Annotated in this window: 21 protein-coding genes; 12 read left to right on the top strand and 9 right to left on the bottom strand. The window is 65.8% G+C overall.

Features of this window, described 5'->3' with window-relative positions; translation table 11 throughout:
• Positions 1–3: 3 nt before the first annotated feature.
• Both BMI88_RS02955 and BMI88_RS02960 read right to left on the bottom strand, forming a co-directional pair.
• Positions 4–1341, bottom strand: a complete 1338-nt coding sequence (locus tag BMI88_RS02955; RefSeq protein ID WP_078545915.1) for an ATP-binding protein — start codon at positions 1339–1341, stop codon at positions 4–6.
• Positions 1314–2009: a response regulator transcription factor gene (locus BMI88_RS02960; protein WP_078539881.1), complete on the bottom strand. Its 696-nt coding sequence runs from the start codon at positions 2007–2009 to the stop codon at positions 1314–1316. The genes BMI88_RS02955 and BMI88_RS02960 overlap by 28 nt, the downstream gene beginning before the upstream one ends.
• Before the next feature lie 73 nt (positions 2010–2082).
• Here BMI88_RS02960 and dsbD point away from each other — a divergent pair, with 73 nt between their 5' ends.
• Genes dsbD through BMI88_RS02975 form a run of 3 tightly spaced genes read left to right on the top strand, consistent with a single transcriptional unit; the run spans position 2083 to position 5368 of the window.
• Entirely contained in the window at positions 2083–4008 is a 1926-nt protein-coding gene (gene dsbD / locus BMI88_RS02965) for a protein-disulfide reductase DsbD (RefSeq protein ID WP_078545917.1), read from the top strand.
• Positions 4005–4757 (top strand): L,D-transpeptidase, encoded by a 753-nt coding sequence (locus BMI88_RS02970; RefSeq protein WP_078545931.1) that lies wholly within the window; start codon positions 4005–4007, stop codon positions 4755–4757. Before dsbD ends, BMI88_RS02970 begins: the two co-directional genes overlap by 4 nt.
• Positions 4754–5368, top strand: a complete 615-nt coding sequence (locus tag BMI88_RS02975; RefSeq protein WP_078545933.1) for a DsbA family protein — start codon at positions 4754–4756, stop codon at positions 5366–5368. The genes BMI88_RS02970 and BMI88_RS02975 overlap by 4 nt, the downstream gene beginning before the upstream one ends.
• Positions 5369–5469: 101 nt before the next feature.
• On the opposite strand, the gene BMI88_RS02980 is transcribed toward BMI88_RS02975, so the two are convergent.
• From BMI88_RS02980 to BMI88_RS02995, 3 genes are all read right to left on the bottom strand, one after another.
• Complete coding sequence (locus BMI88_RS02980; protein WP_078545935.1) at positions 5470–6045, bottom strand: YSC84-related protein; 576 nt, start codon at positions 6043–6045, stop codon at positions 5470–5472.
• Between the two features lie 165 nt (positions 6046–6210).
• Positions 6211–7251 carry a glycosyltransferase family 4 protein gene (locus tag BMI88_RS02985; protein ID WP_078545937.1) on the bottom strand — a complete coding sequence of 347 codons (1041 nt, stop codon included), beginning with the start codon at positions 7249–7251 and terminating at the stop codon, positions 6211–6213.
• 169 nt (positions 7252–7420) lie between these two features.
• A complete protein-coding gene (locus BMI88_RS02995) occupies positions 7421–8443 on the bottom strand; it encodes a LacI family DNA-binding transcriptional regulator (protein WP_078545941.1) in 1023 nt (340 codons plus the stop codon).
• 108 nt (positions 8444–8551) lie between these two features.
• Here BMI88_RS02995 and BMI88_RS03000 point away from each other — a divergent pair, with 108 nt between their 5' ends.
• From BMI88_RS03000 to BMI88_RS03015, 4 genes are all read left to right on the top strand, one after another.
• Positions 8552–9088 (top strand): gluconokinase, encoded by a 537-nt coding sequence (locus BMI88_RS03000; RefSeq protein WP_208607939.1) that lies wholly within the window; start codon positions 8552–8554, stop codon positions 9086–9088.
• A gap of 24 nt (positions 9089–9112) precedes the next feature.
• Entirely contained in the window at positions 9113–10132 is a 1020-nt protein-coding gene (locus BMI88_RS03005; RefSeq protein WP_078545943.1) for a TRAP transporter substrate-binding protein, read from the top strand.
• Between the two features lie 72 nt (positions 10133–10204).
• Positions 10205–10816: a TRAP transporter small permease gene (locus tag BMI88_RS03010; protein WP_078519826.1), complete on the top strand. Its 612-nt coding sequence runs from the start codon at positions 10205–10207 to the stop codon at positions 10814–10816.
• On the top strand, positions 10813–12138 hold the full coding sequence (locus BMI88_RS03015; protein WP_078545945.1) for a TRAP transporter large permease subunit: 1326 nt from the start codon (positions 10813–10815) through the stop codon (positions 12136–12138). Before BMI88_RS03010 ends, BMI88_RS03015 begins: the two co-directional genes overlap by 4 nt.
• 75 nt (positions 12139–12213) lie before the next feature.
• Here BMI88_RS03015 and BMI88_RS03020 read toward each other — a convergent pair whose 3' ends face one another.
• On the bottom strand, positions 12214–13218 hold the full coding sequence (locus BMI88_RS03020) for an LLM class flavin-dependent oxidoreductase (protein ID WP_078545947.1): 1005 nt from the start codon (positions 13216–13218) through the stop codon (positions 12214–12216).
• A 149-nt stretch (positions 13219–13367) separates the two neighbouring features.
• Here BMI88_RS03020 and BMI88_RS03025 point away from each other — a divergent pair, with 149 nt between their 5' ends.
• A complete protein-coding gene (locus BMI88_RS03025) occupies positions 13368–14171 on the top strand; it encodes a crotonase/enoyl-CoA hydratase family protein (RefSeq protein WP_078545949.1) in 804 nt (267 codons plus the stop codon).
• A 59-nt stretch (positions 14172–14230) separates the two neighbouring features.
• Entirely contained in the window at positions 14231–14740 is a 510-nt protein-coding gene (locus tag BMI88_RS03030; protein ID WP_075776310.1) for a winged helix DNA-binding protein, read from the top strand.
• Between the two features lie 19 nt (positions 14741–14759).
• Here the strand turns inward: BMI88_RS03030 and BMI88_RS03035 are convergent, their stop codons facing one another.
• The 3 genes from BMI88_RS03035 to BMI88_RS03045 all read right to left on the bottom strand — a co-directional run bounded on the left by BMI88_RS03035 (position 14760) and on the right by BMI88_RS03045 (position 17641).
• Positions 14760–16061, bottom strand: coding sequence for a TRAP transporter large permease subunit (locus tag BMI88_RS03035; protein ID WP_078545951.1), 1302 nt, complete (start codon positions 16059–16061; stop codon positions 14760–14762).
• Positions 16062–16064: 3 nt separating this feature from the next.
• Positions 16065–16589 carry a TRAP transporter small permease gene (locus tag BMI88_RS03040; protein WP_078539870.1) on the bottom strand — a complete coding sequence of 175 codons (525 nt, stop codon included), beginning with the start codon at positions 16587–16589 and terminating at the stop codon, positions 16065–16067.
• Positions 16590–16675: 86 nt separating this feature from the next.
• The gene (locus tag BMI88_RS03045; protein ID WP_078545953.1) at positions 16676–17641 is read right to left on the bottom strand and encodes a TRAP transporter substrate-binding protein; all 966 of its coding nucleotides are present in this window, start codon (positions 17639–17641) and stop codon (positions 16676–16678) included.
• A gap of 135 nt (positions 17642–17776) precedes the next feature.
• Between BMI88_RS03045 and BMI88_RS03050 the strand changes: the two genes are divergently transcribed.
• The 3 genes from BMI88_RS03050 to BMI88_RS03060 are packed head-to-tail and all read left to right on the top strand — an operon-like array spanning position 17777 to position 20326.
• On the top strand, positions 17777–18547 hold the full coding sequence (locus tag BMI88_RS03050) for an allophanate hydrolase subunit 1 (protein ID WP_146673457.1): 771 nt from the start codon (positions 17777–17779) through the stop codon (positions 18545–18547).
• Positions 18544–19575, top strand: a complete 1032-nt coding sequence (locus BMI88_RS03055; protein WP_078545955.1) for an urea amidolyase — start codon at positions 18544–18546, stop codon at positions 19573–19575. Before BMI88_RS03050 ends, BMI88_RS03055 begins: the two co-directional genes overlap by 4 nt.
• Complete coding sequence (locus BMI88_RS03060) at positions 19568–20326, top strand: 5-oxoprolinase subunit PxpA (RefSeq protein WP_078545957.1); 759 nt, start codon at positions 19568–19570, stop codon at positions 20324–20326. The genes BMI88_RS03055 and BMI88_RS03060 overlap by 8 nt, the downstream gene beginning before the upstream one ends.
• Positions 20327–20346 lie beyond the last annotated feature (20 nt).

Genomic DNA, 20346 nt, shown 5'->3' on the forward strand with positions numbered 1-20346 from the left:
ACCTCACGCGGCAGGCAGATCGACCCGCGTATGATGTCCGTCCGCGCGCATCTCGAAGCGGAGCGTGCCCCCCAGACGGGTCAGCGCGTCGTGCGCGATCGAAAGGCCGAGGCCCGAGCCATTCGCATCCGCGCCCTTGCCCTTGACGAATTTCTGCCCCGCCTGCTGCGCGATCTCGGGCGGCAGGCCCGGTCCGTGGTCGTGAATGTCGACGAGGAGCGTATTGCCGGAGGTGGTCACGCTGACCTTGATCGCCGCGCCGTCTGGGCTCGCCTGAACGGCGTTCTCGATCAGGTTGCGCAGGGCGAGCGATAGAAGCAGCGGGTCGCCTTCTACCGTCGGCGCGTCCGGCGCGCTGTCGAGTTCCAGCGTCACGCCGCGCCGCGTGGCCAGCCCCGCCAGATCGCCCAGCACCTGCCGCAGGAGCCCATTCAGCTCCACCGAAGTGGCACGCGCCTCGCGACTGTCCACCTGCGCCAGATCGAGAAGCTGGCGTACCATCCGGTCGGTCCGGTCCACTGAGGTCGAGATCGCGGCGAGTGCGTGTTCGCGCGTGTCGGTATCGGGCGCGTGGCGCGCGATATGGGCCTGCGTTTTCAACCCGGCGAGCGGCGTTTTCATCTCATGCGCGGCATAGGCGATGAATTCCCGCTCGCGCCCGCGCGCGGCCGCCAGACGCGCCAGAAGGTCGTCGAGCGCGCCGGCGAGCGGGCGAATCTCGCGCGGCTGTCGCGCGGTGCCGGGCAGGGCGCGCAGATCCTCGCTCGGCCGCGCGTCCAGATCGCGGGCGAAGCGGTCGAGCGGCGCCAGACCGCGCGAGATCGCAAACCAGATCAGCCCCCACATCACCGGCAGGATCACCAGCGCGGGCCAGAGGAACCCCTCTATCACATCGCGCACAAGCCGGTTGCGCATGGCAAGACTGTCGCCCACCGTGACCTGCCCGCCCAGATCGGGATCGATGATCGTGTAGACCCGCAGGTCCTTGCCGTCGCGTGTCACATCGCGGAAGCCGGTCGCATCGGCGGGCACCAGCTGCGCGCTCGGCGCCCCGTTCGAGCGTCCGACGAGCCCTTGGGTGAAAGACCAGATCTGGCAGAATTGCTGATGCTCGTAACTCTCGTTATGCGACAGTGTGATCTGTGCGGGACCGTCCCGATTCAGCGAGATCTGGTTCTTCGAGACCAGCGACGAGACCATGCGCGCCGCCTCCACCAGACGTGCGTCGAGCACCCGCGTCACCTCGGCGCGGGTGGAATTCTCGATCCAGAATACGGCGGACAGCCAGACGGCCAGCGTCGCGCCGGTGAGGATCAGGAAGAGGCGGAGGCGGAGCGAGATGGCGAGGTCTCCTCTGGGCGCAGCCGGTAGCCGATGCCGCGCAGGGTTTCGATGAAATCGCGCCCGAGCTTGGCGCGCAGATGGTGGATATGGACTTCGACGGCGTTGCTCTCGACCTCCTCGTCCCAGCCGTAGAGCCGGTCTTCGAGGTCCGATTTCGCGAGCACCCGTCCGGGGCGTTCGGCCAGCGCCTGCAACACCGCGAATTCCCGGCGCGAGAGTTTCAGCGGCTGGCCGTTGAAGGCGGCGCTGCGGGTGCCGGGGTCGAGCTCCAGCCCGGCATGGGAAATCTGCGCGACCGCCCGCCCGTCCGACCGACGCGAAAGGGCCCGCAGCCGGGCGGCCAGCTCGTCCAGATCGAAGGGCTTACCGAGATAGTCATCCGCGCCTGCATCCAACCCCGCGACCCGGTCCTCGACCTGATCGCGCGCGGTCAGCAGCAAGACCGGCAGCCCGGCGCGGCCCGCGCGCAATTCGCGCAGCAGTTCGAGACCGGAGCCATCGGGCAGCATCAAATCCAGCACGAGCGCGCGATACTCCGCCCCGGCCAGTGCCGCGCGGGCGTCCTCAAGGCAGGACACGACATCGGCGGTGAACCCGGCCATGCCGAGCCCGACCCGCAGGCCGTCCGCCAATATGCTGTCATCTTCGACGACGAGTATGCGCATCTTTTCTCCTTCGCGGCGGATACACCGCACGAATCTTAAGACTGACTTAAGCTTCGCCCGCGATCCGGCCAACATGAACGCAAAGGCTCTTTCCCGTCTATCGCTGCGCGCCCTCTGGGGCGTGTTTCTGATCTCATTGCTGTTGCCCGGCCTCGCTGCGGCGCAAAGCTTCGATCTTTTGAAGCCCAAGGGAGGCAGCGGTCCGCTGTCGCCCGAAGAGGCGTTTCAGGTCGAGACCGAGTGGCAGGATGACGGGACGCTCGCGGTCTCCTTCGACATCGCGCCGGGCTATTACCTCTATCGCGAGCATCTTACGGTGAGCGCCGAGGGCGATGCGCCGGTGATCGAGACGCAGCCGGGCGAGATGAAGGACGATCCGAATTTCGGCACGGTCGAGGTCTGGCACGATCACACCGAGGCCGTGGTGAGCGACATTACCGGGCCCTTCACGCTGCATTGGCAGGGCTGCGAAGAGAAGGGGCTGTGCTACCCGCCGCAGAGCCGCGAGATCGTGCCGCCGGGCGGGGCTGCGACTGCCGCCGCATCAGGCGCGGCGCAATCGAACCAAGCCGCCGGCGTGCCGGATTATGCGCAAAGCGACGCGTCCTCCGCGCCAGCCGCGCGTTCCGAGGCCGATACTCCCACGCCTCCCGTAGTCGCCTCCAAGGGCGACGGAAACAGCCTGAACCTCTCTTCCGATGACGGCCTCGTCGCGGGGATCGCGGCGAAGGGCGGTTGGGCTCTGGTCGTGGCGTCCTTCTTCGGCTTCGGTCTGCTTCTGGCCTTCACGCCTTGCGTGCTGCCGATGGTGCCGATCGTGGCCGGGATGCTCGGCGCGCAAGGCAAAGACCTGACGCCTGCGCGGGGGCTGGCGCTGACCGGGACCTATGTGCTGGCGATGGCGGTGGCCTTCGGGCTTCTGGGCATCGTGGCGGCGTGGTCGGGGCAGAACCTGCAATTCCTGATGCAGGCGCCCGCGACGGTGATCGCGCTGGCGCTGCTGTTCGCCGTCCTCGCGCTGTCCTCCTTCGGCCTGTTCGAACTGCGCCTGCCGCAGGCGCTGACCAACAAGGTCAGCTCCGTGCAGGGGCCGCGCGGTACGCTCGCGGGGGCGGCCATCCTCGGCTTCACCTCAACGCTGATCGTCGGGCCGTGCGTGACGGCCCCGCTGGCCGGGGCCTTCCTCTATATCGCGCAGACGGGCGATGCGGGGCTCGGAGCTTCGGCGCTGTTTGCGCTGGGGCTGGGGCAGGGCGTGTTGCTGATGGCCGTCGGTCTTTTCGGCTCGGCGATCCTGCCGCGCATGGGCGAATGGATGGTCGGCGTGAACCGCGCCTTCGGCTTCGTCTTCCTTGGCGTCGCGATCTGGCTCTTGAGCCGCGTCGTCGCGGGACCTGCGATCCTCGCGCTCTGGGCGCTGCTGCTGATCGGCGCGGGCGTGGCCTTGGGCGGTCGCGACCGGTTGGGACCGGAAAGCTCGGGCCTGCGCCGTGTGGGCGGCGCGCTTGGCGTTGCGGCGCTGCTGGCCGGTGCGATCGAGGGTGTCGGTGCGGCGAGCGGGGCTGCCGATCCGCTGCGACCCCTCGCGCCCTTCACGGCAGGCCAGACCGTCATGGCCTCCACGTCTGACGTGCTGACGGAGGATGACTTCACCCATGTCGAGACGCCTGAGGCGCTCGATGCCGCACTGAACGCAGCGAAAGGCGAGCCGGTGATGCTCATCACCACGGCCGAGTGGTGCACCGAATGCGCCACCATTGCGCGCGAGGTGATCCCCGACCCGCAGGTGCAGGCCGCGCTGCGCCACGTCACGCCCATCGCGGTCGATGTGACCAAGACCGGCGCGCCGCAGCAGGCGCTTCTCAAGCAGTTGGGCGTGATCGGCCCGCCGACGCTGATCTTCCTCGACCCCGACCATTCGGAGGCGCAGGGCACCCGGCTGATCGGGGATGTAACCGCGCCGAAACTCACGACCTCGCTTTCGGAGATCGCTCAATGACCCTCACCCGCTTCGCCCCTCTCGCGCTGATCGCCCTCGCAGCCTGCGCGCCCGAGCCACCTGCCTCGAACCCGCCGCCCGCGCCGCAAGCGCCGCAACTGAGTGCGCGGGTCAAGGCGATTTACAGCCAGATGGAAGATGACGGTCGCACGATCCCGGCGGTGGACCCGAAACTGCTGAGCGAAGAGAAAGCCCGTCAGGAGGTCGATTACTGGACCGACGAGCCGCCCGGCACCATCATCGTCGATCCTTGGGCGCGCAAGCTCTACCTCGTGCAGAAGAACAACCGCGCACTGCGCTACACGGTCGCCGTGGGCGAGGACGGGCGCGGCTTTTCCGGGGAGGGGCATATCCCCTATCAGCGCGACTGGCCGAGCTGGACGCCGACCAAGAGCATGATCAAGGAAGACCCCGAGCTATACGGCCCGGTGAAGGACGGGCTCGCCGGCGGCCTCGACAATCCGCTCGGCGCGCGGGCGCTTTACCTGCATCGCGGGAACAAGGACACGCTCTACCGCATTCACGGAACGATGGATGACAGTTCAATCGGCAAGGCGACGTCGGCGGGCTGCATCCGTTTGTTCAATCAGGACATCATCGACCTCGCCGACCGCGTCCGCTCCGGCACGCATGTCGTCGTGCTGACCCGTGCCGAGAGCGGCAAGGGCACGGTGCCGCCGGGCCAGCCGCTGCCGCCCGTTCCCTACTCCCCCGAAGATTTCCCCCAAACCACAGGAGACGACACATGATCGATCGCCGGAATTTCCTCACCCTCGCAGGCGTCGCCGCAGGCTCCACACTGATCCTACCGACGGCGAGCCTCGCGCAGGCCGATATTTCGCCCGAAGCGGTGTTCCACGACCCCAAAGCGCCCGCGCTCGGTAACCCGGATGGGGACATCACGCTGGTCGAGTATTTCGACTACCAGTGTCCCTACTGCAAATCGAACCACCCGGTGGTCGAGAAGGTGACAAAGGAAGACGGCAATCTGCGCGTCGTGATGAAGGACTGGCCGATCTTCGGTGCACCGTCCGTCTACGCCTCGCAACTCGTGCTGGGCGCGCAGAGCATGGGCAAATACGAAGCGGGCCTCGAGGCGCTGATGGCGACGCAAGGAAAGCTGTCGAACGACCTGATCGAGAAGACGCTCTCCGAGGCCGGAGTCGATCCCGACAAGGCGATGGCGGGCTACAAGGCCAACCGCAAGGAGATCGACGCGCTGCTCTCGCGCAATGATGCGCAGGCGGTGGCGATCGGGTTGCGTGGCACGCCCGCCTATATCGTCGGGCGCGACGTCTATCCCGGCGCGGTCGATGCCGACACGCTGCGCAAGGCGATCAGCGACGCGCGCCAGGCCTGAGCCGCGCGACTTCGCCGGACAAACAAAAGGCCCCGGGGGTGAAGCGAACCCCGGGGCCTTTCTCATCGCGGGCCTCCCCCAGACGGGGAAGACGCCTGCGATCAGCTGTTGTCGCCGTCTTTCCAGATGCGCAGCGTGCTGACCTTCGCGCCACCGTTCAGGCCCGAGCTGTCGAAGACATAGACGCGCGGTTTGCCGGTCTCGACATTTGCGGTCGCATTGGCGTTGACGACGGTGATGCCCGCGCCCGCGCCGACATGCCATTCGCCGCCGTTTTCGACTTCGCTGACCGATTTCTTGGTCGGGAATACGTAGATCTGGCTCGCCTGCTTGGCGCCGAGCTGGAGGCCGACCGAGGCTTTGCCGATGTCGTAATAGCCCTGAACCTTGCCGTTCTCGATCAGCGCGCCGGAGCCGCCCGAACCGCCAATGCCGAGATCGACCGTGGTCACTTCGGGGAAGACCAGAACGGCTGCGGAATTGGTCGCGACCTGCTGGCAGGTCTCCTGGAGGCTGCCGCATTGCTGCAGTGCTGCAGCGACGTGCTTGTCGAGATCCGGACGCGGCTTGACGCCTTTCGCGTGGTCCATCGCATTGGCGGGCGAGCCTGCGAGCGCCATGGTGCCCATCAGGGTTGCGGCGATACCAGCGGTGAGGGTGCGGGTCTTGGATTTCATGAGATGCCTCCTTTTGAAATTACGAAAATGAAACGGCCCCGCACGCCGCACGTTCCTTTTCGGATCAATCACATAGGGCAAATAATCGTGTCGGAACCGAAGGCGCGATCCGTGAATTCGCGCGCCCGGAAGGAAGAGGCGAAATCGCCTGATTTTCGGTGCAGCTCAGAGGCTGTCCAGCACCGACCCCATGATCGCCGCTGTGTCGCGCCAATCCGGCAGGGCGGTCCCCGCCACCGCCGAAGCCGCGCCCATTCGCTCCCGAAGATCCGCGTCTTGGAGAAGCTGTCGCAGTGCCTCGGCGAAGTCGAGATGCGCGTCCACAGGCACGAGAATCCCGGCATCGGGCGGCACCGTGTCGGGCACCGCGCCCGTGCGGCAGGTGACGATGGGGAGCCCGTGCAGCATCGCCTCGCCGAAGACGATCCCGTAGCCCTCATAGCGCGTCGCAAGCGCGAAGATCGAAGCCTCGCGATAGGCTGCATTCAGAGCGTCGCGCTCCATCCGTCCGGCAAGCTGCACCCGCTCGCTCAGCCCGAGCCGCGCGATCCGCGCCGCGAGCGCATCGGCGACCTCCGGATCATGCGCGCTGCCCACGATCTGCGCGCGCCAGTCCAGATCGGCGATTTCCGCCAACGCGTCGATCAGCACGTCATGGCCTTTGCGCGGCGCCAATAGCCCGACCGCGAGGATCAGCGGCGGGGTGGCTTTCGCGCTCTCCATCACCGGCGGACGGTCGAAGCCCGGTAGCGCGATCGAAATCCGCTCCGGGGCGACGCCGAACTCCTTTTGCAGAATGGCGCTGGTATGCGGGCTCGGCACGACGACATGGGCGGCGCGGCGCAGGTTCTCCGCCTCACGTGTCAGGAGATGACGCGCGCGGTCCTCGGTCAACCCGGTCTCGAGCCCAAGCGGATGGTGCAGCATCGCCACCACGGGCGCGGACATCGCGTCGAGCACCTCCGGGTCGATAGACCCGAAGACCAGCCCGTCGAGGATCACCGGCACCTCCGCGGGAATGGCGGTCAGTTGGCGGCGCGCGGTCTTGGTTTCTTCGGGCGTTGCATCGGGGAAGCCGGGCGGCAGTTCCAGATGCTCCACGCGGCGACCCTCGGACCGCAGCGCCTCGAGCAGCTTGCGCTCGTAGATGAACCCGCCGGTCAATTGCATGATATCCCCCGGAATGGCGAAAACGGCTGGCGTCATGTCATGTCTCTCCCGATCTTATCTGGCGCGTTGCTCTGCCCCGTAGCGGCGCAGCACTACGCGCTCGACCCGCTCGATTCCGAGATAGGCCGCAACCGCCACGAGGGCGAGGAGAACGACCGAACTCCAGAGCATTCCGAGGTCGCGGCGGTCAGCGCCATCAGCCCGCTCAGTGCCCGCGCGTGGATCGACGTTGCATGACCTGGAAGCCGAGGTCGACGACCTTTTCCTGCGTGGCGCTTCCCGACAGTGCATCGAGGATCAGTTGCACCGCGCCTTCACCCATTTCGCGGCGGAACGTGCGCACCGAGGATATTGACGGTTCGGCGGCGGCCATCATCTCCATGTCGTTGAACCCGCAGATGCCGAGATCGTCGGGAATGCGCAGGTTGCGGCGCTGCGCTTCGAACATCGCCCCCAGAGCGAGGTCGTCATTGATGCAGAAGATCGCGTCGGTCTCGGGGGCGAGATCCATCAATTGCGCGAGCAGATGACTGCCCAGCGTCACAGAGGAGGGGCGGGTGGTCGTTTGGATGCGCTTACCTTCCTCGATGCCATGGGCACGCAGCTCGTCGCGGAACCCGTGCAGGCGGCGCTGCGTGCGCGGGTCCATCCGCGCACCCAAGAAACCGGGGCGGCGATAGCCCTGCGCGATCAGGTGCGCGGTCGCGGCGCGGGCGGCATCGTAATGCGAGAACCCGATCATCCGGTCATAGGGGTTGCTGCCGGTCTCCATGATCTGCACCACCGGGCAGCCCGCCTCGCGCAACAGCGCCTGCGCGGCCTCGGTCTGGTCGATCCCGGCCACGATCAGCCCGGCGGGGCGCTGGCGCAGGAAGACGCGGATCAGGTTCTCTTCCGACAGCGGCGCGTAGCGCGAATAGCCGAGCTGCACCGAGTGATGCGTGCCCTCGACCGCCGAATAGATCCCATCCATCACATCGGCAAAGACGTTGTTCGACACCGAGGGCAGGATCACCCCGATAATGTCCGACCGCGTCGAGGCGAGGGCGCGGGCCGCAGGGTCCGGCAGATAGCCGAGCGATTCGATTGCGGCGGCGATTTTGTCCCGCACGGCGGGCGAGACGACCTCGGGATTGCGCAGGGTGCGCGAAACAGTGGCAACGCTTACACCGACATGATCGGCGACGTCGCGCATCGTAACTGATTTATTTACATTGTTTTTATTCATTGCCCCTCCCCGTGGTCGCACCCCTTTTTTAAAAGGGCGATTGACGAATGTAACCGCTTACATTACGCCTCTGTGTCCAAGAAACACCTGCGAACCCGGTAAGGCAAGATGGTAAACAGCAGCAATGCGAACGCGACACCGGTCCTTGTGATGGGCGTTTGCGGCACCGGCAAGACGACGGTGGCGCAGCGCGTGGCGCAAGCGGTGGACGGCGTGTTCCTTGATGCTGATGATTTTCACCCGCCCGAGAATGTCGCGCATATGGCTGCTGGTCTGCCGCTCAACGACGAGATGCGCTGGGACTGGCTCGACCTCGTGGCGAAGGGCGTGATCGAGGCGGGGCGCGACGGCAGGACGGTCGTTTTCGCCTGTTCGGCGCTCAAGCACTCGTACCGGGATCGCCTGCGCCAAAGCCTCGGCGTGATGCATCTCGCGCATCTCACCGGGCCGCGCGACCTGATCGCCGAGCGGATGGCCGCGCGCGAAAACCACTATATGCCGATCGCGCTGCTCGACAGTCAGCTGGCCGATCTGGAAATGCCGGGGCCCGACGAGGCCCCGCTGAGCTGCGATATCCGCGAAGCGCCCGAGGCGCTTTGTGCGCAGATATTGAACGCCTGGGGCCTCACGGCTCCTCAAGTTTGATTTCGTCTTTTAAGGGAGGACACCATGACGAAACCGATCCGTAAAATCGCCCTCGCGAGCGTCGCCGTCGTGGCGCTGGCCAGCGCCGCGAATGCCGAAACCCACAAGTACAAGTTCCAAAGCTCGGACCCGGCGGGTAACCCGAACTTCGAACTGCAGCAGAACTGGGCGAAGGACCTCGCAGAGCGCACCGACGACCAGATTCAGATCGAGATGATGCCCGTGGGCTCCGTCGTCGAGCATAACGAGACGCTCGACGCCACCGGCGCCGGCATCATCGACGGCATCGTGACCGACATCTCCTATTTCGCGGGGAAAGACCCGGCCTTCTCGCTGCTGGGCAACCCGGTCGGCGCATGGTCGAGCACCGATCAGCTGCTGGACTTCATGAACAATGGCGGAGGCCAGCAACTCGCGAACGACCTGTTCCAGCCCTATGGCCTGCATTACGTCGGTTCGACCACGACGGGCCTCGAGTCGCTCGTCTCGAAAGTGCCGCTCGACGGCGTGGCGGACCTGAAGGGTCTGAAGATGCGCGCGCCGGAAGGCCTCGTGCAGGACGTCTTCGCGGCGGCTGGCGCGGCTCCGGTGAACCTGCCGGGTTCGGAAGTCTACACCGCGCTCGACAAGGGCGTGATCGATGCGGCCGACTACACCGTGTTCTCGACCAACCAGGCGCAGGGCCTCAACGACATCGCGCCGAACCCGGTCTATCCGGGCTTCCACTCGATGCCGCTCGTGGGCGTCGCGATGAACAAGAAGGAATGGGAGTCGCTCTCGCCCGAGCTGCAGAAAGCCTTCGAAGAGTCGGTGAAGCAATTCGCGGACAAGGAAGTCAGCGACCTCGCAGAGGCCGACAAGAAGGCCGTGGCCAAGGCTGAAGAAGGCGGCAAGATCCACATCCACGACTGGTCGGATGAAGAGCGCGCCAAGTTCCGCCGCATCGCGATCACCCAGTGGGAAAAGGTTGCCAAGAAGTCGGACAAGGCGCAGCACGTCTATGACGTCCTGACCGACTACCTGAAGAAGAACAACCTTCTCTGATCTCCTATCGGTGCGGGGCTGCGATCGCGGCCCCGCATCTTTTCCAGTTTTCTGACAGCAGCGGTTTTTGCAATGTCACAACCCGAGAATAACGGGGTGGATCACCCCGCACATGATCCGCACACGCCGGAACCGGTGCAGACCGAGGACGAGGCGGCGACCATCCCCGAGGCGGGCATCCTCGGCCGCGCGATCAACGCGGTGGGCATCGTCTTCGCGCTCGGCATCATCGCCTCCGCGCTGATCCTCCTGAACGAGGTCGTGCTGCGCTACGGCTTCGACAGCCCGACGATCTGGGCGCATGAGACGACGATCTTCCTCTGCGCGATGGCCTTCGTCTATGGCGGGCTCTACTGCGTCGTGCGCAACAGCCATATCCGCGTGGTGCTGATCTACGACATGGTCACCGGCCGGGCGAAGCGCATCCTCGACGCGATCATCTCGTTGATCTGCCTGTTCGCGGCCGGCTTCTTCGCCTGGGCCGCCTACGGCATGGTGATGAAGGCGACCTTCCGCCCCGGCGGCGATGTCCATTTCGAGACCTCGGGCAGCGCCTGGGATCCGCCATTCCCGGCCTATCTCAAGATTTTCCTTCTCGTGGTGCTCTGCCTCATGGTTGTGCAATTCATCATCATGGCGGTGAACTACCTGCGCGGCGCCTTCGCATCGGAGGCGGGTAAATGATCGAACATCTGCTGAGTTTCGACCTCTCTGCGCTGGGCATCGGCTATGGCACGGTGCTGCTGTTCGCGCTGCTGATCGGTCTTCTGCTGACCGGCATGCCGCTGGCCTTCGTGACGCTGCTCGTGGCGCTGATCTTCGCCCTTGGCTGGTTCGGGCCGATGGCGGTGCCGCTGATCACCAGCCGCGTTTATTCCTTCGTCTCGAGTTTCGTCTTCGTCTCGGTGCCGATGTTCGTGATGATGGCGGCGCTTCTGGACCGATCCGGCATCGCGCGCGATCTGTTCGAGGCGATGAAGCTCGTCGGCGGCCGGATGCGCGGCGCAGTCGCGGTGCAGACGATCTTCGTCTCGGTCATCCTCGCGGCGATGTCGGGCATCATCGGTGGCGAGATCGTGTTGCTGGGTCTTCTGGCTCTGCCGCAGATGATCCGACAGGGCTACGACCGCAAGCTCGCCATCGGCGTGATCTGCGCGGGCGGCTCGCTCGGTACGATGGTGCCGCCGTCGATCGTTCTGATCATCTACGGCCTGACCGCGAATGTCTCGATCGGCGATCTGTTCACCTCGGCCTTCATACCGGGCTTCATGCTTGCGGCTTTCTACGTGATCTTCGTGATCATCCGCGTGAAGCTGAACCCCGATCTGGCCCCCATGCCGGAGCCCGACGAGCGTCCGTGGTCCGAGAAGATCAAGCTCCTGAAGGGTCTCGTCCTGCCGGTGCTGGTGATCGGCTTCGTGCTGGGCTCGATCTATGGCGGGATCGCCTCGGTGACCGAGGCCTCGGCGCTGGGTGTGGCGGGCGTGATGCTCTCGACGATCATCCGGGGCGAGCTGACGCTCTCGATGCTCAAAGGGGCGGCGCTGCAGACGCTCGCGACCTGCGGGATGATCGTCTGGATCGGTATCGGCGCCTCGGCTCTGGTCGGCGTGTTCAACCTGATGGGCGGGATCGACTTTGTCTCGTCGCTGCTGAAAGGCGTCTCGGACACCCCGATCATCGTGATCCTGACGATGATGGCGATCCTGTTTTTCCTCGGCATGTTCCTCGACTGGGTGGGGATCGCGCTGCTAACGATGCCGATCTTCGTGCCGATCGTGAAAGACCTCGGTTACGATCCGGTCTGGTTCGGCGTGGTCTTCGCGATGAACATGCAGGTGAGCTTCCTGTCGCCGCCCTTCGGGCCAGCCGCGTTCTACCTGAAATCGGTCGCTCCGAAGGACATCTCTTTGGGCGAGATCTTCCGCTCGCTGCTGCCCTTCATCGCGATCCAGATCTTCGCGGTGGGGCTGCTGGTGGCCTTCCCGGCGATCACCGGGCACTGAAGCCGAACGGATTGAAACGAAAAGAGGCGGGCTTTCGGGCCCGCCTCTTTGCATGTCTGATTGTCGCGCCGTGCCTCAGGCCGCCGCGGATTGCTCGCGAAACTCGCTGAGGACCTCGGCGGCGATCTTGAAGGACTTCTGACGCGCATCGGCGTCGTGGATCATCCCGGTCACCATTAGCTCGTCGGGCTCGTATTGAGCGATTAGGCGCGCCAACTCGTCGCGCACCTTCTCCTTGGAGCCGGTGGCCGAGCAGGACAGCGCGCGCTGCACCTGAACCATCATCTGCGGCGGCACCTCGGAGAGATCCTTGACCGGATAAGGCAGCTTGCCTGGCATACCCGAGCGCAGCCGCGCGAAGGCCAGCACCTGAGACGAACGCAGATACTGCGCCTCCTCATCGGTGTCGGCGGCAAACACCCCGGCGGCCATCATCGCATAGGGTTTGTCGAGATAGGCCGACGGGCGGAAGCTCCGGCGATAGATGTCGAGCGCGTCGCCCAGCATGTCGGGCGCGAAATGCGACGCGAAGGCGTAGGGCAGGCCGAGATAGGCGGCAAGCTGCGCGCCGTAGAGGCTCGAGCCAAGGATCCAGATCGGGACATGGGTGCCTGCGCCCGGAATGGCGCGCACCCGGAAAGTCTCGGCCTCGTCGCTGAAATAGGCGAGCAGTTCCTGTACGTCCGCGGGGAACGTGTCCTCGGGCGACATATTGCGGCGCAGGGCGCGGGCGGTGCCGCCATCGGTGCCGGGCGCGCGGCCCAGACCGAGGTCGATCCGGTCGGGATAAAGCGTGGCGAGCGTGCCGAACTGTTCGGCGATCACCAGCGGCGCATGGTTCGGCAGCATGATGCCGCCCGCACCGACGCGCATCGTCTTGGTCACCGAGGCGACATGGCCGATGAGCACGGAGGTCGCGGCGCTCGCGATGCCGGGCATGTTGTGATGTTCGGCGAGCCAGAAGCGGTGATAGCCCGCATCTTCGGCCATCCGGGCCAGATCGGCCGTTCCCGCAAGCGCATCGGCTGCGGTTTTCCCTTCGGGCACGGGCGACAGATCGAGAAGTGAGAATTGCTGCATGGGGAACCTCCGTCGGGGCAGAGCTAGCGCGCCGCGCAGAGCTGTCCAACGCCGCGCGGCAGTTGATCCCTGACTTATGACCCCGCGTTCCGCTTTGCGAGGGGGCGGCGGGTCTGCATAGTGCGCAGACCCAAGCGAGGAGGATGGACATGGCCGACCCGGTGCAGATTTCGGTAAGCGCGCAAGGCGTGGCGGAGGTGACCCTCAACCGCCCCGAAAAGAAGAACGCCTGGACCCTGGAGATGTTCGATGCGCTGGCCGAGGCGGCGCAGAGCCTGTCGCAGCAAAAGGGTCTGCGCGCGGCGATCTTGAGCGGCGCGGGCGGCTGTTTCTCGGCCGGGCTCGACCTGACCGTGATGCAAAGCTTCGCGGCCGATCTGGCGGGGGTGAAGGCGCAGATGGCCGAACGCGATGCGCAGGGCGCGAACCGCTTTCAGCGCCCGGTGACACGATGGGCCGAGCTGCCCGTGCCGGTGATCGCCGCGATCGAGGGCGTGGCCTTCGGGGCGGGGATGCAGCTGGCTCTGGGCGCGGATTTCCGGATCGCTGCGCCCGATGCGCGGCTGTCGATCATGGAGGCGAAATGGGGGCTGATCCCCGATATGGGCATCTCGCAGAGCCTGCCGAAACTGACCCGCGCCGACGTCGCGAAAGAGCTGATGATGACGGGCCGGGTGCTGGAGGCCGAGGAGGCGCAGAGGCTTGGGCTGATCACGCGCGTGGCCGAGAGCCCGCTGCAGGCGGCGCGCGACATGGCCGCCGAATTCACCCTGCGCTCCCCCGAGGCGCTGGCTGCGAGCAAGGCGCTGGTGGAGCAGGCATGGACGATGCCGCCCGGCGATGGGCTGGCGCTGGAGGCCGAGCTGCAGGCGGAGATCATCGGCGGTCCCGCGCAGATGGAAATGGTGATGGCGAACCTGCAAAAGCGCGCGCCGAATTTCTCTCAAGGATAGAATGTCAGCGAAATGTCTATAAGGTGAGGGCGTAAACGCACGAAAGGAGAGCGCCGCTCATGCCCGCAGGAGAACGCCGCATCGTCTCATCCCGCCATCTGGCCGAAGGGCCGGGCTGGGAAGCCTCGGAATTCGAATACGGGATGATCATCGCCTACAACTCCTTCGCGCGATGGATGCAGCGCTGCATGGCGGCTTCGGGGATGGAGCTGTCGCCGCTCGAAATCCTCGTGCTGCACAACACCAATCACCGCGACCGCGAAAAGCGGCTCAACGACATCACCTTCCTCCTGAATATCGAGGACACGCATACGGTCAATTATGCGCTGCGCAAGCTGTTGAAGCTGGGTCTTCTGGATTCCGAGAAGCGCGGCAAGGAAGTGTTCTACCGCACCTCGGAAAGCGGGCGCGAGCTGTGCGAACGCTATCGCAAAGTGCGCGAGGAATGCCTGCTCGAGCCGATCCAGAAAGGTGGCATGGCAGGGGAAGACCTGCGTGAGATCGCCTCGGCCCTGCGCGTGCTGTCGGGCTATTACGATCAGGCGAGCCGCGCGGCCTCTTCGCTCTGAGGCCGCGCGGGTCGTTGGCTCAGTTGCCCATCAGCGAGGGCAGGTAGGTCACGATCCCCGGCACCAGCGTGATCAGCAGCACCGCCAGCAACAGCAGCCCGAAGAAGGGCAGCGCCGCGCGGGCGACCTTGAGGATGTTGTAGCCTGTCAGGCCCTGTATCACGAAGAGGTTGAAGCCCACGGGCGGCGTGATCTGGCTCATCTCGACGACCAGCACGAGGTAGATGCCGAACCAGAGCGGGTCGATCCCGGCGGCTTCCACCATCGGCAGGATGATCGAAGTGGTCAGCACCACGACCGAAATCCCGTCGAGAAAACAGCCCAGCAGGATGAAGAACACCGTCAGCACCGCCAGCAGGGCCGTGGGCGACAGCCCGAAGGTGCCGATCCACGCCGCGAGGTTGCGCGGGATGCCGGTGAAGCCCATCGAGACTGACAGCACCGAGGCCGCCAGCAGGATGAAGGCGATCATCGCGCTGGTGCGGGTGGCCGAGAACAGCGCCTCCTTGAAGTCGCGCCAGCGGAAGCTGCCCGTCGCCATCGCAAGGATCACCGAGAAGACCACGCCTACGGCAGCCGCATCGGTGGGCGAGGCGACGCCGGTATAGATCGAGCCGATCACCCCGCCGATCAGGATGACGATCGGGATCAGGCGACGCGAGGCCCGCAGCTTCTCGCGCAGGTTCAAGGTGATGTCCTCGCGCGGGATCGACGCTGGGTTCATCCAGGCGCGCAGGGCGACATAGCCGCCGAACAACGTCACCAGCATCAGCCCCGGCAGGATGCCCGCGATGAAGAGGCGCGCGATGGATTGCTCGGTCGCGACGCCATAGACGATCAGGATCACCGAAGGCGGGATCAGGAAGCCAAGCGTGGCCGAGCCCGCCAGCGTGCCGAGGATCAGGCTCTCGGGATAGCCGCGGCGGGTGAGCTCGGGCACCGACATCCGCCCGATCGTGGCCGCGGTTGCCGCTGACGAGCCCGAAACGGCGGCGAAGATCGCGCAGCCCAGTACGTTCACATGCAGCAAGCGGCCCGGCGCGCGCCCAAGCCACGGGGCGAGGCCGGAGAACATATCCTCGGATAGCCGTGAGCGCAGCAGGATTTCTCCCATCAGGATGAACAGGGGCAGAGCGGCGAGCGGCCAGCTATGGCTGTGGCCCCAAAGCGTGGTCGCCATCACCAGCCCGGTCGGCGCGCCGGAGAAGAAGGCCAGCCCCGCCAGCGCCACGATCAGCAGCGACAGCGCCACCCAGACGCCGCCCGCAAGCAGCACCAGAAGCAGCCCCAGAAGAATTGCGAAGGTCATTGGATCGGACATGGTTTACTCCGAAACATCATCGACGAGCACGGGGCGCTTGGCGCGGATGCTCTCGATCAGAGTGTCGAGGAAGGCGAGCGCCAGAAGGCCCAGCCCCACCACCATCGTGCATTGCGGGATCCAGATCGGGATCGCGACGATGCCGGTGGACATATCGCCGTAATGCAGGCTCTCGAGCATCAGCGAGGTCGCGAACCACACAGCGTAGACGCTGGCCACGAAGCCAAGCGCGAGCGCCACGATCTCGGCGACCCACTGGCCGCGCGCGGGCAGGCGGGTCAGCACGAGATTGACGCGGATATGGCTGCCGTGGCGCAGCGTGTGGGCCAGCGCCATGAAGCTTGCCGTCGCGAGGAAGTAGCCCGCGAAATCGGCATAGGACGGGATCGTGTAGGAGAGGGCGGGGCCGCCCAGACGGGCGAGCACGTTCAGCCCGACCTGTGCCGTGACCAGCAGGCAGATCGCGAGGATCGAGACGGCCGCGATCCCTCCGGACAGAAGATAGACCTGATCGAGCAGGCGACGCATGGCGAAAGCTCCGAAAGCTTGAATTGGGGTTGAGCATCGAAAAAGGCCCTCCCGCGCGGGACGCGGAAGGGCCGGATCGGGCGGGCTCAGTTGCCCTGATAGGCCTTGAGCACCTCAAGTGCGTCGGGGCTGGCTTTCTCTTTCCAGTTGGCCAGCATCTCGTCGCCGATCTTCTTCAGCCCGGCTTCAAGCTCGGGGCTGGGATCCACGATCGCCATGCCGTTTTCCTTCATCACGGCGGTCTTCTCGGCGGCCTCTTTCTCAGACATCTCCCAGCCGCGGGTCTGCGCGGTGGCGGCGGCGTCCATCACCGCGGTCTGCTCGTCTTCGCTCAGACGGTCGAAGGCGCGCTTGTTCACCACGACGATGTTCTTGGGCAGCCAGGCGTCGATCTTGGTGTAGGTGTCGACGAAGTCCCACGCCTTGGAATTCGCGCCGGTCGAGGGCGAGGTGATCATCGCCTGCAGCTGACCGGTCGAGAAGGCCTGCGGAATGTCGACCGCTTCGACCTGCACGGGCGCGGCCTTGGCGAGCGTCGCAAACTCTTCCAGCGCCGGGTTATAGGCGCGGAAGCGCAGACCCGCGAGGTCGTCCACGGATTTGATCTCGCCATTGGTATAAAGCCCCTGTGCCGGCCACGGCACCGAGAACAGCGGCATCAGGCCCTGCTTGTCGAGAAGCTTGGTGATGACGGGCTTCTGCGCCTCCCACAGTTTCTCGGCCTGATCGTAGCTGGTGGCGAGGAAGGGCTGGCTGTCGACGCCGAAAGCCAGATCTTCGTTCGACAGCGTCGAGAGGAAGAATTCCCCGAGCGGCACCTGACCCGAGCGCACGGCGTTCTTGATCTCGGAATGCGGGAAGAGTGAGCCCGCCGAATGCACCTTGATCTCCAGCTTGCCGTCGGTCGCTTTCGACACGTCCTCGGCGAAATCGCGGATGTTCACGGTGTGGAAGGTTGTGTCGCCGTAAGGCGTCGGCATGTCCCAGCTCTGCGCCTGAACGGCCGTGCCCAGCCCCAGCGCAACCGCGAAGCTTGCAGCAAATCTGATCATATCTCTCTCCTGTCGGGTCGCGGCGGAATTCGTGTCCGCCTCTTTTTCATAACGTTGACAAATTGTCAGTAAAATGAGATCAAAGTCAACGATAAGTTTCAAAATCGCGGTCTGAGCCAGTGGAGATGCCCTGACATGATGCTCGAAGAAGCATTGCGGCCCGGAACGGCCCAAGCGCATAGGCCGCAGATTTTGCCGGCTGGCGGGGACGGGCTGCTCGTGCGGTTCGCGCTGGTTGCCGAGCCCACCGCGATAGCGGCAGCGCAGAGCTTTCATCAGCGCGTGACGGAAAGCGATTTGCCGGGGGTGCGCGAGATCGTCCCGAGCCTCGTATCGGTTCTGCTGCGCTTCGATCCGGAGGCCGTGACGCGGACCGAGATGGCTCAGCGGTTGGAGACCCTGCTGTCCGAGGCCGATTGGCGGAGTGCGGCGCCGCATCCCGCGCAACGCGTCTGGCACCTGCCTGTCGCATTCGGCGGTGAACACGGCCCCGATCTGGAAGAGGCGGCGAAGCTCGCGGGTCTTTCCCCTCGAGCGGCCATCGACGAAATTACCGCGACCCTGCTGAGCGTCCTCGCCATCGGCTTCGCGCCCGGTCAGCCCTATCTCGGCCTGCTGCCTGACCATTGGAATCTCGCGCGCCGGTCCGAGCTGAACCCGCGCGTTCCGAAAGGCGCGCTCTGCGTGGCGGTGCGCCAGCTCGTGCTGTTCGCGAATACCTCGCCCACCGGCTGGCACCAGATCGCGCGGACGGCCTTCGATGTGTTCCGCCCCGAACAATCCGACCCCGTGCCGCTGCTTGCGGGCGACGAGGTTCGCCTCGCGCCGGTCTCCGGCACCGAGATGGACGCCTTGTTGAAAGCGGACGATCCGATGGGCGGCGCGCGCTGCGAGGTGCGGTCATGAGCGGCGGATCGGTGATATTGCGCGCCCTCGGGCCAAGCGTGAGCGTGCAAGACATGGGCCGCCCCGGCCGCATGGCGCAAGGCATCTCGCGCGGTGGCGCGGTCGATCCGCTCGCGCTGGTCGAGGCGGCGGCGCTTCTGGGATCGCGCAGCCCGCTGCCCGCGCTGGAAATGGCGGTAAGCGGCGGGCGGTTCGAGGTCACGGCCCCGACGCGGATCGCACTGACCGGCGCGCCGATGCAGGCGGAGCTTGACGGACGCCCCCTGCGCTGGAGCGCGAGCCACAAGGTCGAACCGGGCGAGGTGCTGTCGATCGGTGCCGCGCGCACGGGCATGTTCGGCTATCTCACCTTCGCGGGCGGGATCGAGACGCCCGAAGTGCTGGGCAGCCGCTCGGCGCATCTCGCCGCCGGGATCGGCTCGGCGCTGCAGTCGGGTGTGCGCCTGCCGCTGGGCGTCGACCCCGAGCCTGATGCGCCCGCGATGGTTCTCACGCAGGACGACCGTTTCTCGGGGGGCACGCTGCGGATCATCCCGGGGCCGCAGACGGGCCTCTTCGACGAGGATACCTTCGCGCGGCTCACCACGACCGAATTCACCCGCGCGCGGCAGGGCAACCGTCAGGGCGTGGCGCTGACCAGCGACGCGCCTGCGTTGACCTCGGACAAGGCCAAGGGGCTCGCCTCGGACGTGATCTTCGAGGGGGATATCCAGATGACCGGCGCGGGCACGCCCTATGTGCTGCTCGCCGAATGCCAGACCATCGGCGGCTACCCTCGGATCGGCACCGTGCTGCCCTGCGATCTGCCGCGCGTGGCCCAGGCCGCGCCGGGGACGAAGCTGCGGTTCAAGCCCGTGACGTTGGACGAGGCCGACGCGCTGGCGCCGCGCTGGGAGACGCAACTGCAGGCGCAACGTGCCAAGCTGCGGCCGCTGATCCGCGATCCGCACGACATCCATGACCTGCTAGGCTACCAATTGATCAGCGGCGTGACGGCAGGGCGCGAGTTGGAGGAAGAGAATGGCTAAGATCGACCTGAACGCCGATATCGGCGAGAGCTTCGGCCCGTGGGTCATGGGCAACGACGCCGCGCTGATGGAGGTGATCTCCTCGGCCAATGTCGCCTGTGGGTTCCACGCGGGCGATCCGGATGTGATGGCGCAGACGATGCGCGCGGCGGTGGCCAATGACGTCGGTATAGGTGCGCATCCGGGCTTTGCCGATCTGCAGGGTTTCGGACGCCGTCGCCTTAACCTCAGCGCCGAGGAACTGACCAATCTGGTGACCTATCAGCTGGGCGCGGCGCAGGCGATGGCCCGCGCGGCGGGCGGCGCGGTGCGGCATTTCAAGCTGCACGGGGCGCTGTCGAACATGGCCTCGGAGAATGCCGAGATCGCCCGCGCCTGCTATGCCGCGGCACTGAAGGTGCAGCCCGACATCATCCTCGTCGTGCTGCCGCAAACCGCGATGGAACAGGTCGCGCGCGATCTGCAGGCCAATTGGGCGGGCGAGATTTTCGCCGATCGCGCCTATGAGGACGACGCCTCGCTCGTGTCGCGCTCGAAACCCGGTGCGGTGCTGCATGACGCCGAAGAGGTCGGCGCGCGGATCGAGACGATGCTGCGCAAAGGTGCGATCGTGACCGCGTCGGGCAAGGAAATCCCCTGCAAGATCGACACGGTCTGCCTGCATGGCGACGGGGCAGAGGCGCTGGCGATGGCGCGCGCGCTGCGCGGCCATCTGACCGGGGCCGGGTTCGAGATCGCGCCCTTCGGCTAAGGCTGGTCTGCAGTCACATC

This window comes from Thioclava sp. F36-6 (assembly GCF_002020305.1).
GTDB classification, from domain to species: domain Bacteria; phylum Pseudomonadota; class Alphaproteobacteria; order Rhodobacterales; family Rhodobacteraceae; genus Thioclava; species Thioclava sediminum.

Bases quoted from the DNA above. Each gene is read 5' to 3' on its own strand.
- BMI88_RS02960 (WP_078539881.1), bottom strand. From the start codon at position 2,009: ATGCGCATACTCGTCGTCGAAGATGACAGCATATTGGCGGACGGCCTG.
- dsbD (WP_078545917.1), top strand. From the start codon at position 2,083: ATGAACGCAAAGGCTCTTTCCCGTCTATCGCTGCGCGCCCTCTGGGGC.
- BMI88_RS02970 (WP_078545931.1), top strand. From the start codon at position 4,005: ATGACCCTCACCCGCTTCGCCCCTCTCGCGCTGATCGCCCTCGCAGCC.
- BMI88_RS02975 (WP_078545933.1), top strand. From the start codon at position 4,754: ATGATCGATCGCCGGAATTTCCTCACCCTCGCAGGCGTCGCCGCAGGC.
- BMI88_RS02980 (WP_078545935.1), bottom strand. From the start codon at position 6,045: ATGAAATCCAAGACCCGCACCCTCACCGCTGGTATCGCCGCAACCCTG.
- BMI88_RS02985 (WP_078545937.1), bottom strand. From the start codon at position 7,251: ATGACGCCAGCCGTTTTCGCCATTCCGGGGGATATCATGCAATTGACC.
- BMI88_RS02995 (WP_078545941.1), bottom strand. From the start codon at position 8,443: ATGAATAAAAACAATGTAAATAAATCAGTTACGATGCGCGACGTCGCC.
- BMI88_RS03000 (WP_208607939.1), top strand. From the start codon at position 8,552: ATGGTAAACAGCAGCAATGCGAACGCGACACCGGTCCTTGTGATGGGC.
- BMI88_RS03005 (WP_078545943.1), top strand. From the start codon at position 9,113: ATGACGAAACCGATCCGTAAAATCGCCCTCGCGAGCGTCGCCGTCGTG.
- BMI88_RS03010 (WP_078519826.1), top strand. From the start codon at position 10,205: ATGTCACAACCCGAGAATAACGGGGTGGATCACCCCGCACATGATCCG.
- BMI88_RS03015 (WP_078545945.1), top strand. From the start codon at position 10,813: ATGATCGAACATCTGCTGAGTTTCGACCTCTCTGCGCTGGGCATCGGC.
- BMI88_RS03020 (WP_078545947.1), bottom strand. From the start codon at position 13,218: ATGCAGCAATTCTCACTTCTCGATCTGTCGCCCGTGCCCGAAGGGAAA.
- BMI88_RS03025 (WP_078545949.1), top strand. From the start codon at position 13,368: ATGGCCGACCCGGTGCAGATTTCGGTAAGCGCGCAAGGCGTGGCGGAG.
- BMI88_RS03030 (WP_075776310.1), top strand. From the start codon at position 14,231: ATGCCCGCAGGAGAACGCCGCATCGTCTCATCCCGCCATCTGGCCGAA.
- BMI88_RS03035 (WP_078545951.1), bottom strand. From the start codon at position 16,061: ATGTCCGATCCAATGACCTTCGCAATTCTTCTGGGGCTGCTTCTGGTG.
- BMI88_RS03040 (WP_078539870.1), bottom strand. From the start codon at position 16,589: ATGCGTCGCCTGCTCGATCAGGTCTATCTTCTGTCCGGAGGGATCGCG.
- BMI88_RS03045 (WP_078545953.1), bottom strand. From the start codon at position 17,641: ATGATCAGATTTGCTGCAAGCTTCGCGGTTGCGCTGGGGCTGGGCACG.
- BMI88_RS03050 (WP_146673457.1), top strand. From the start codon at position 17,777: ATGATGCTCGAAGAAGCATTGCGGCCCGGAACGGCCCAAGCGCATAGG.
- BMI88_RS03055 (WP_078545955.1), top strand. From the start codon at position 18,544: ATGAGCGGCGGATCGGTGATATTGCGCGCCCTCGGGCCAAGCGTGAGC.
- BMI88_RS03060 (WP_078545957.1), top strand. From the start codon at position 19,568: ATGGCTAAGATCGACCTGAACGCCGATATCGGCGAGAGCTTCGGCCCG.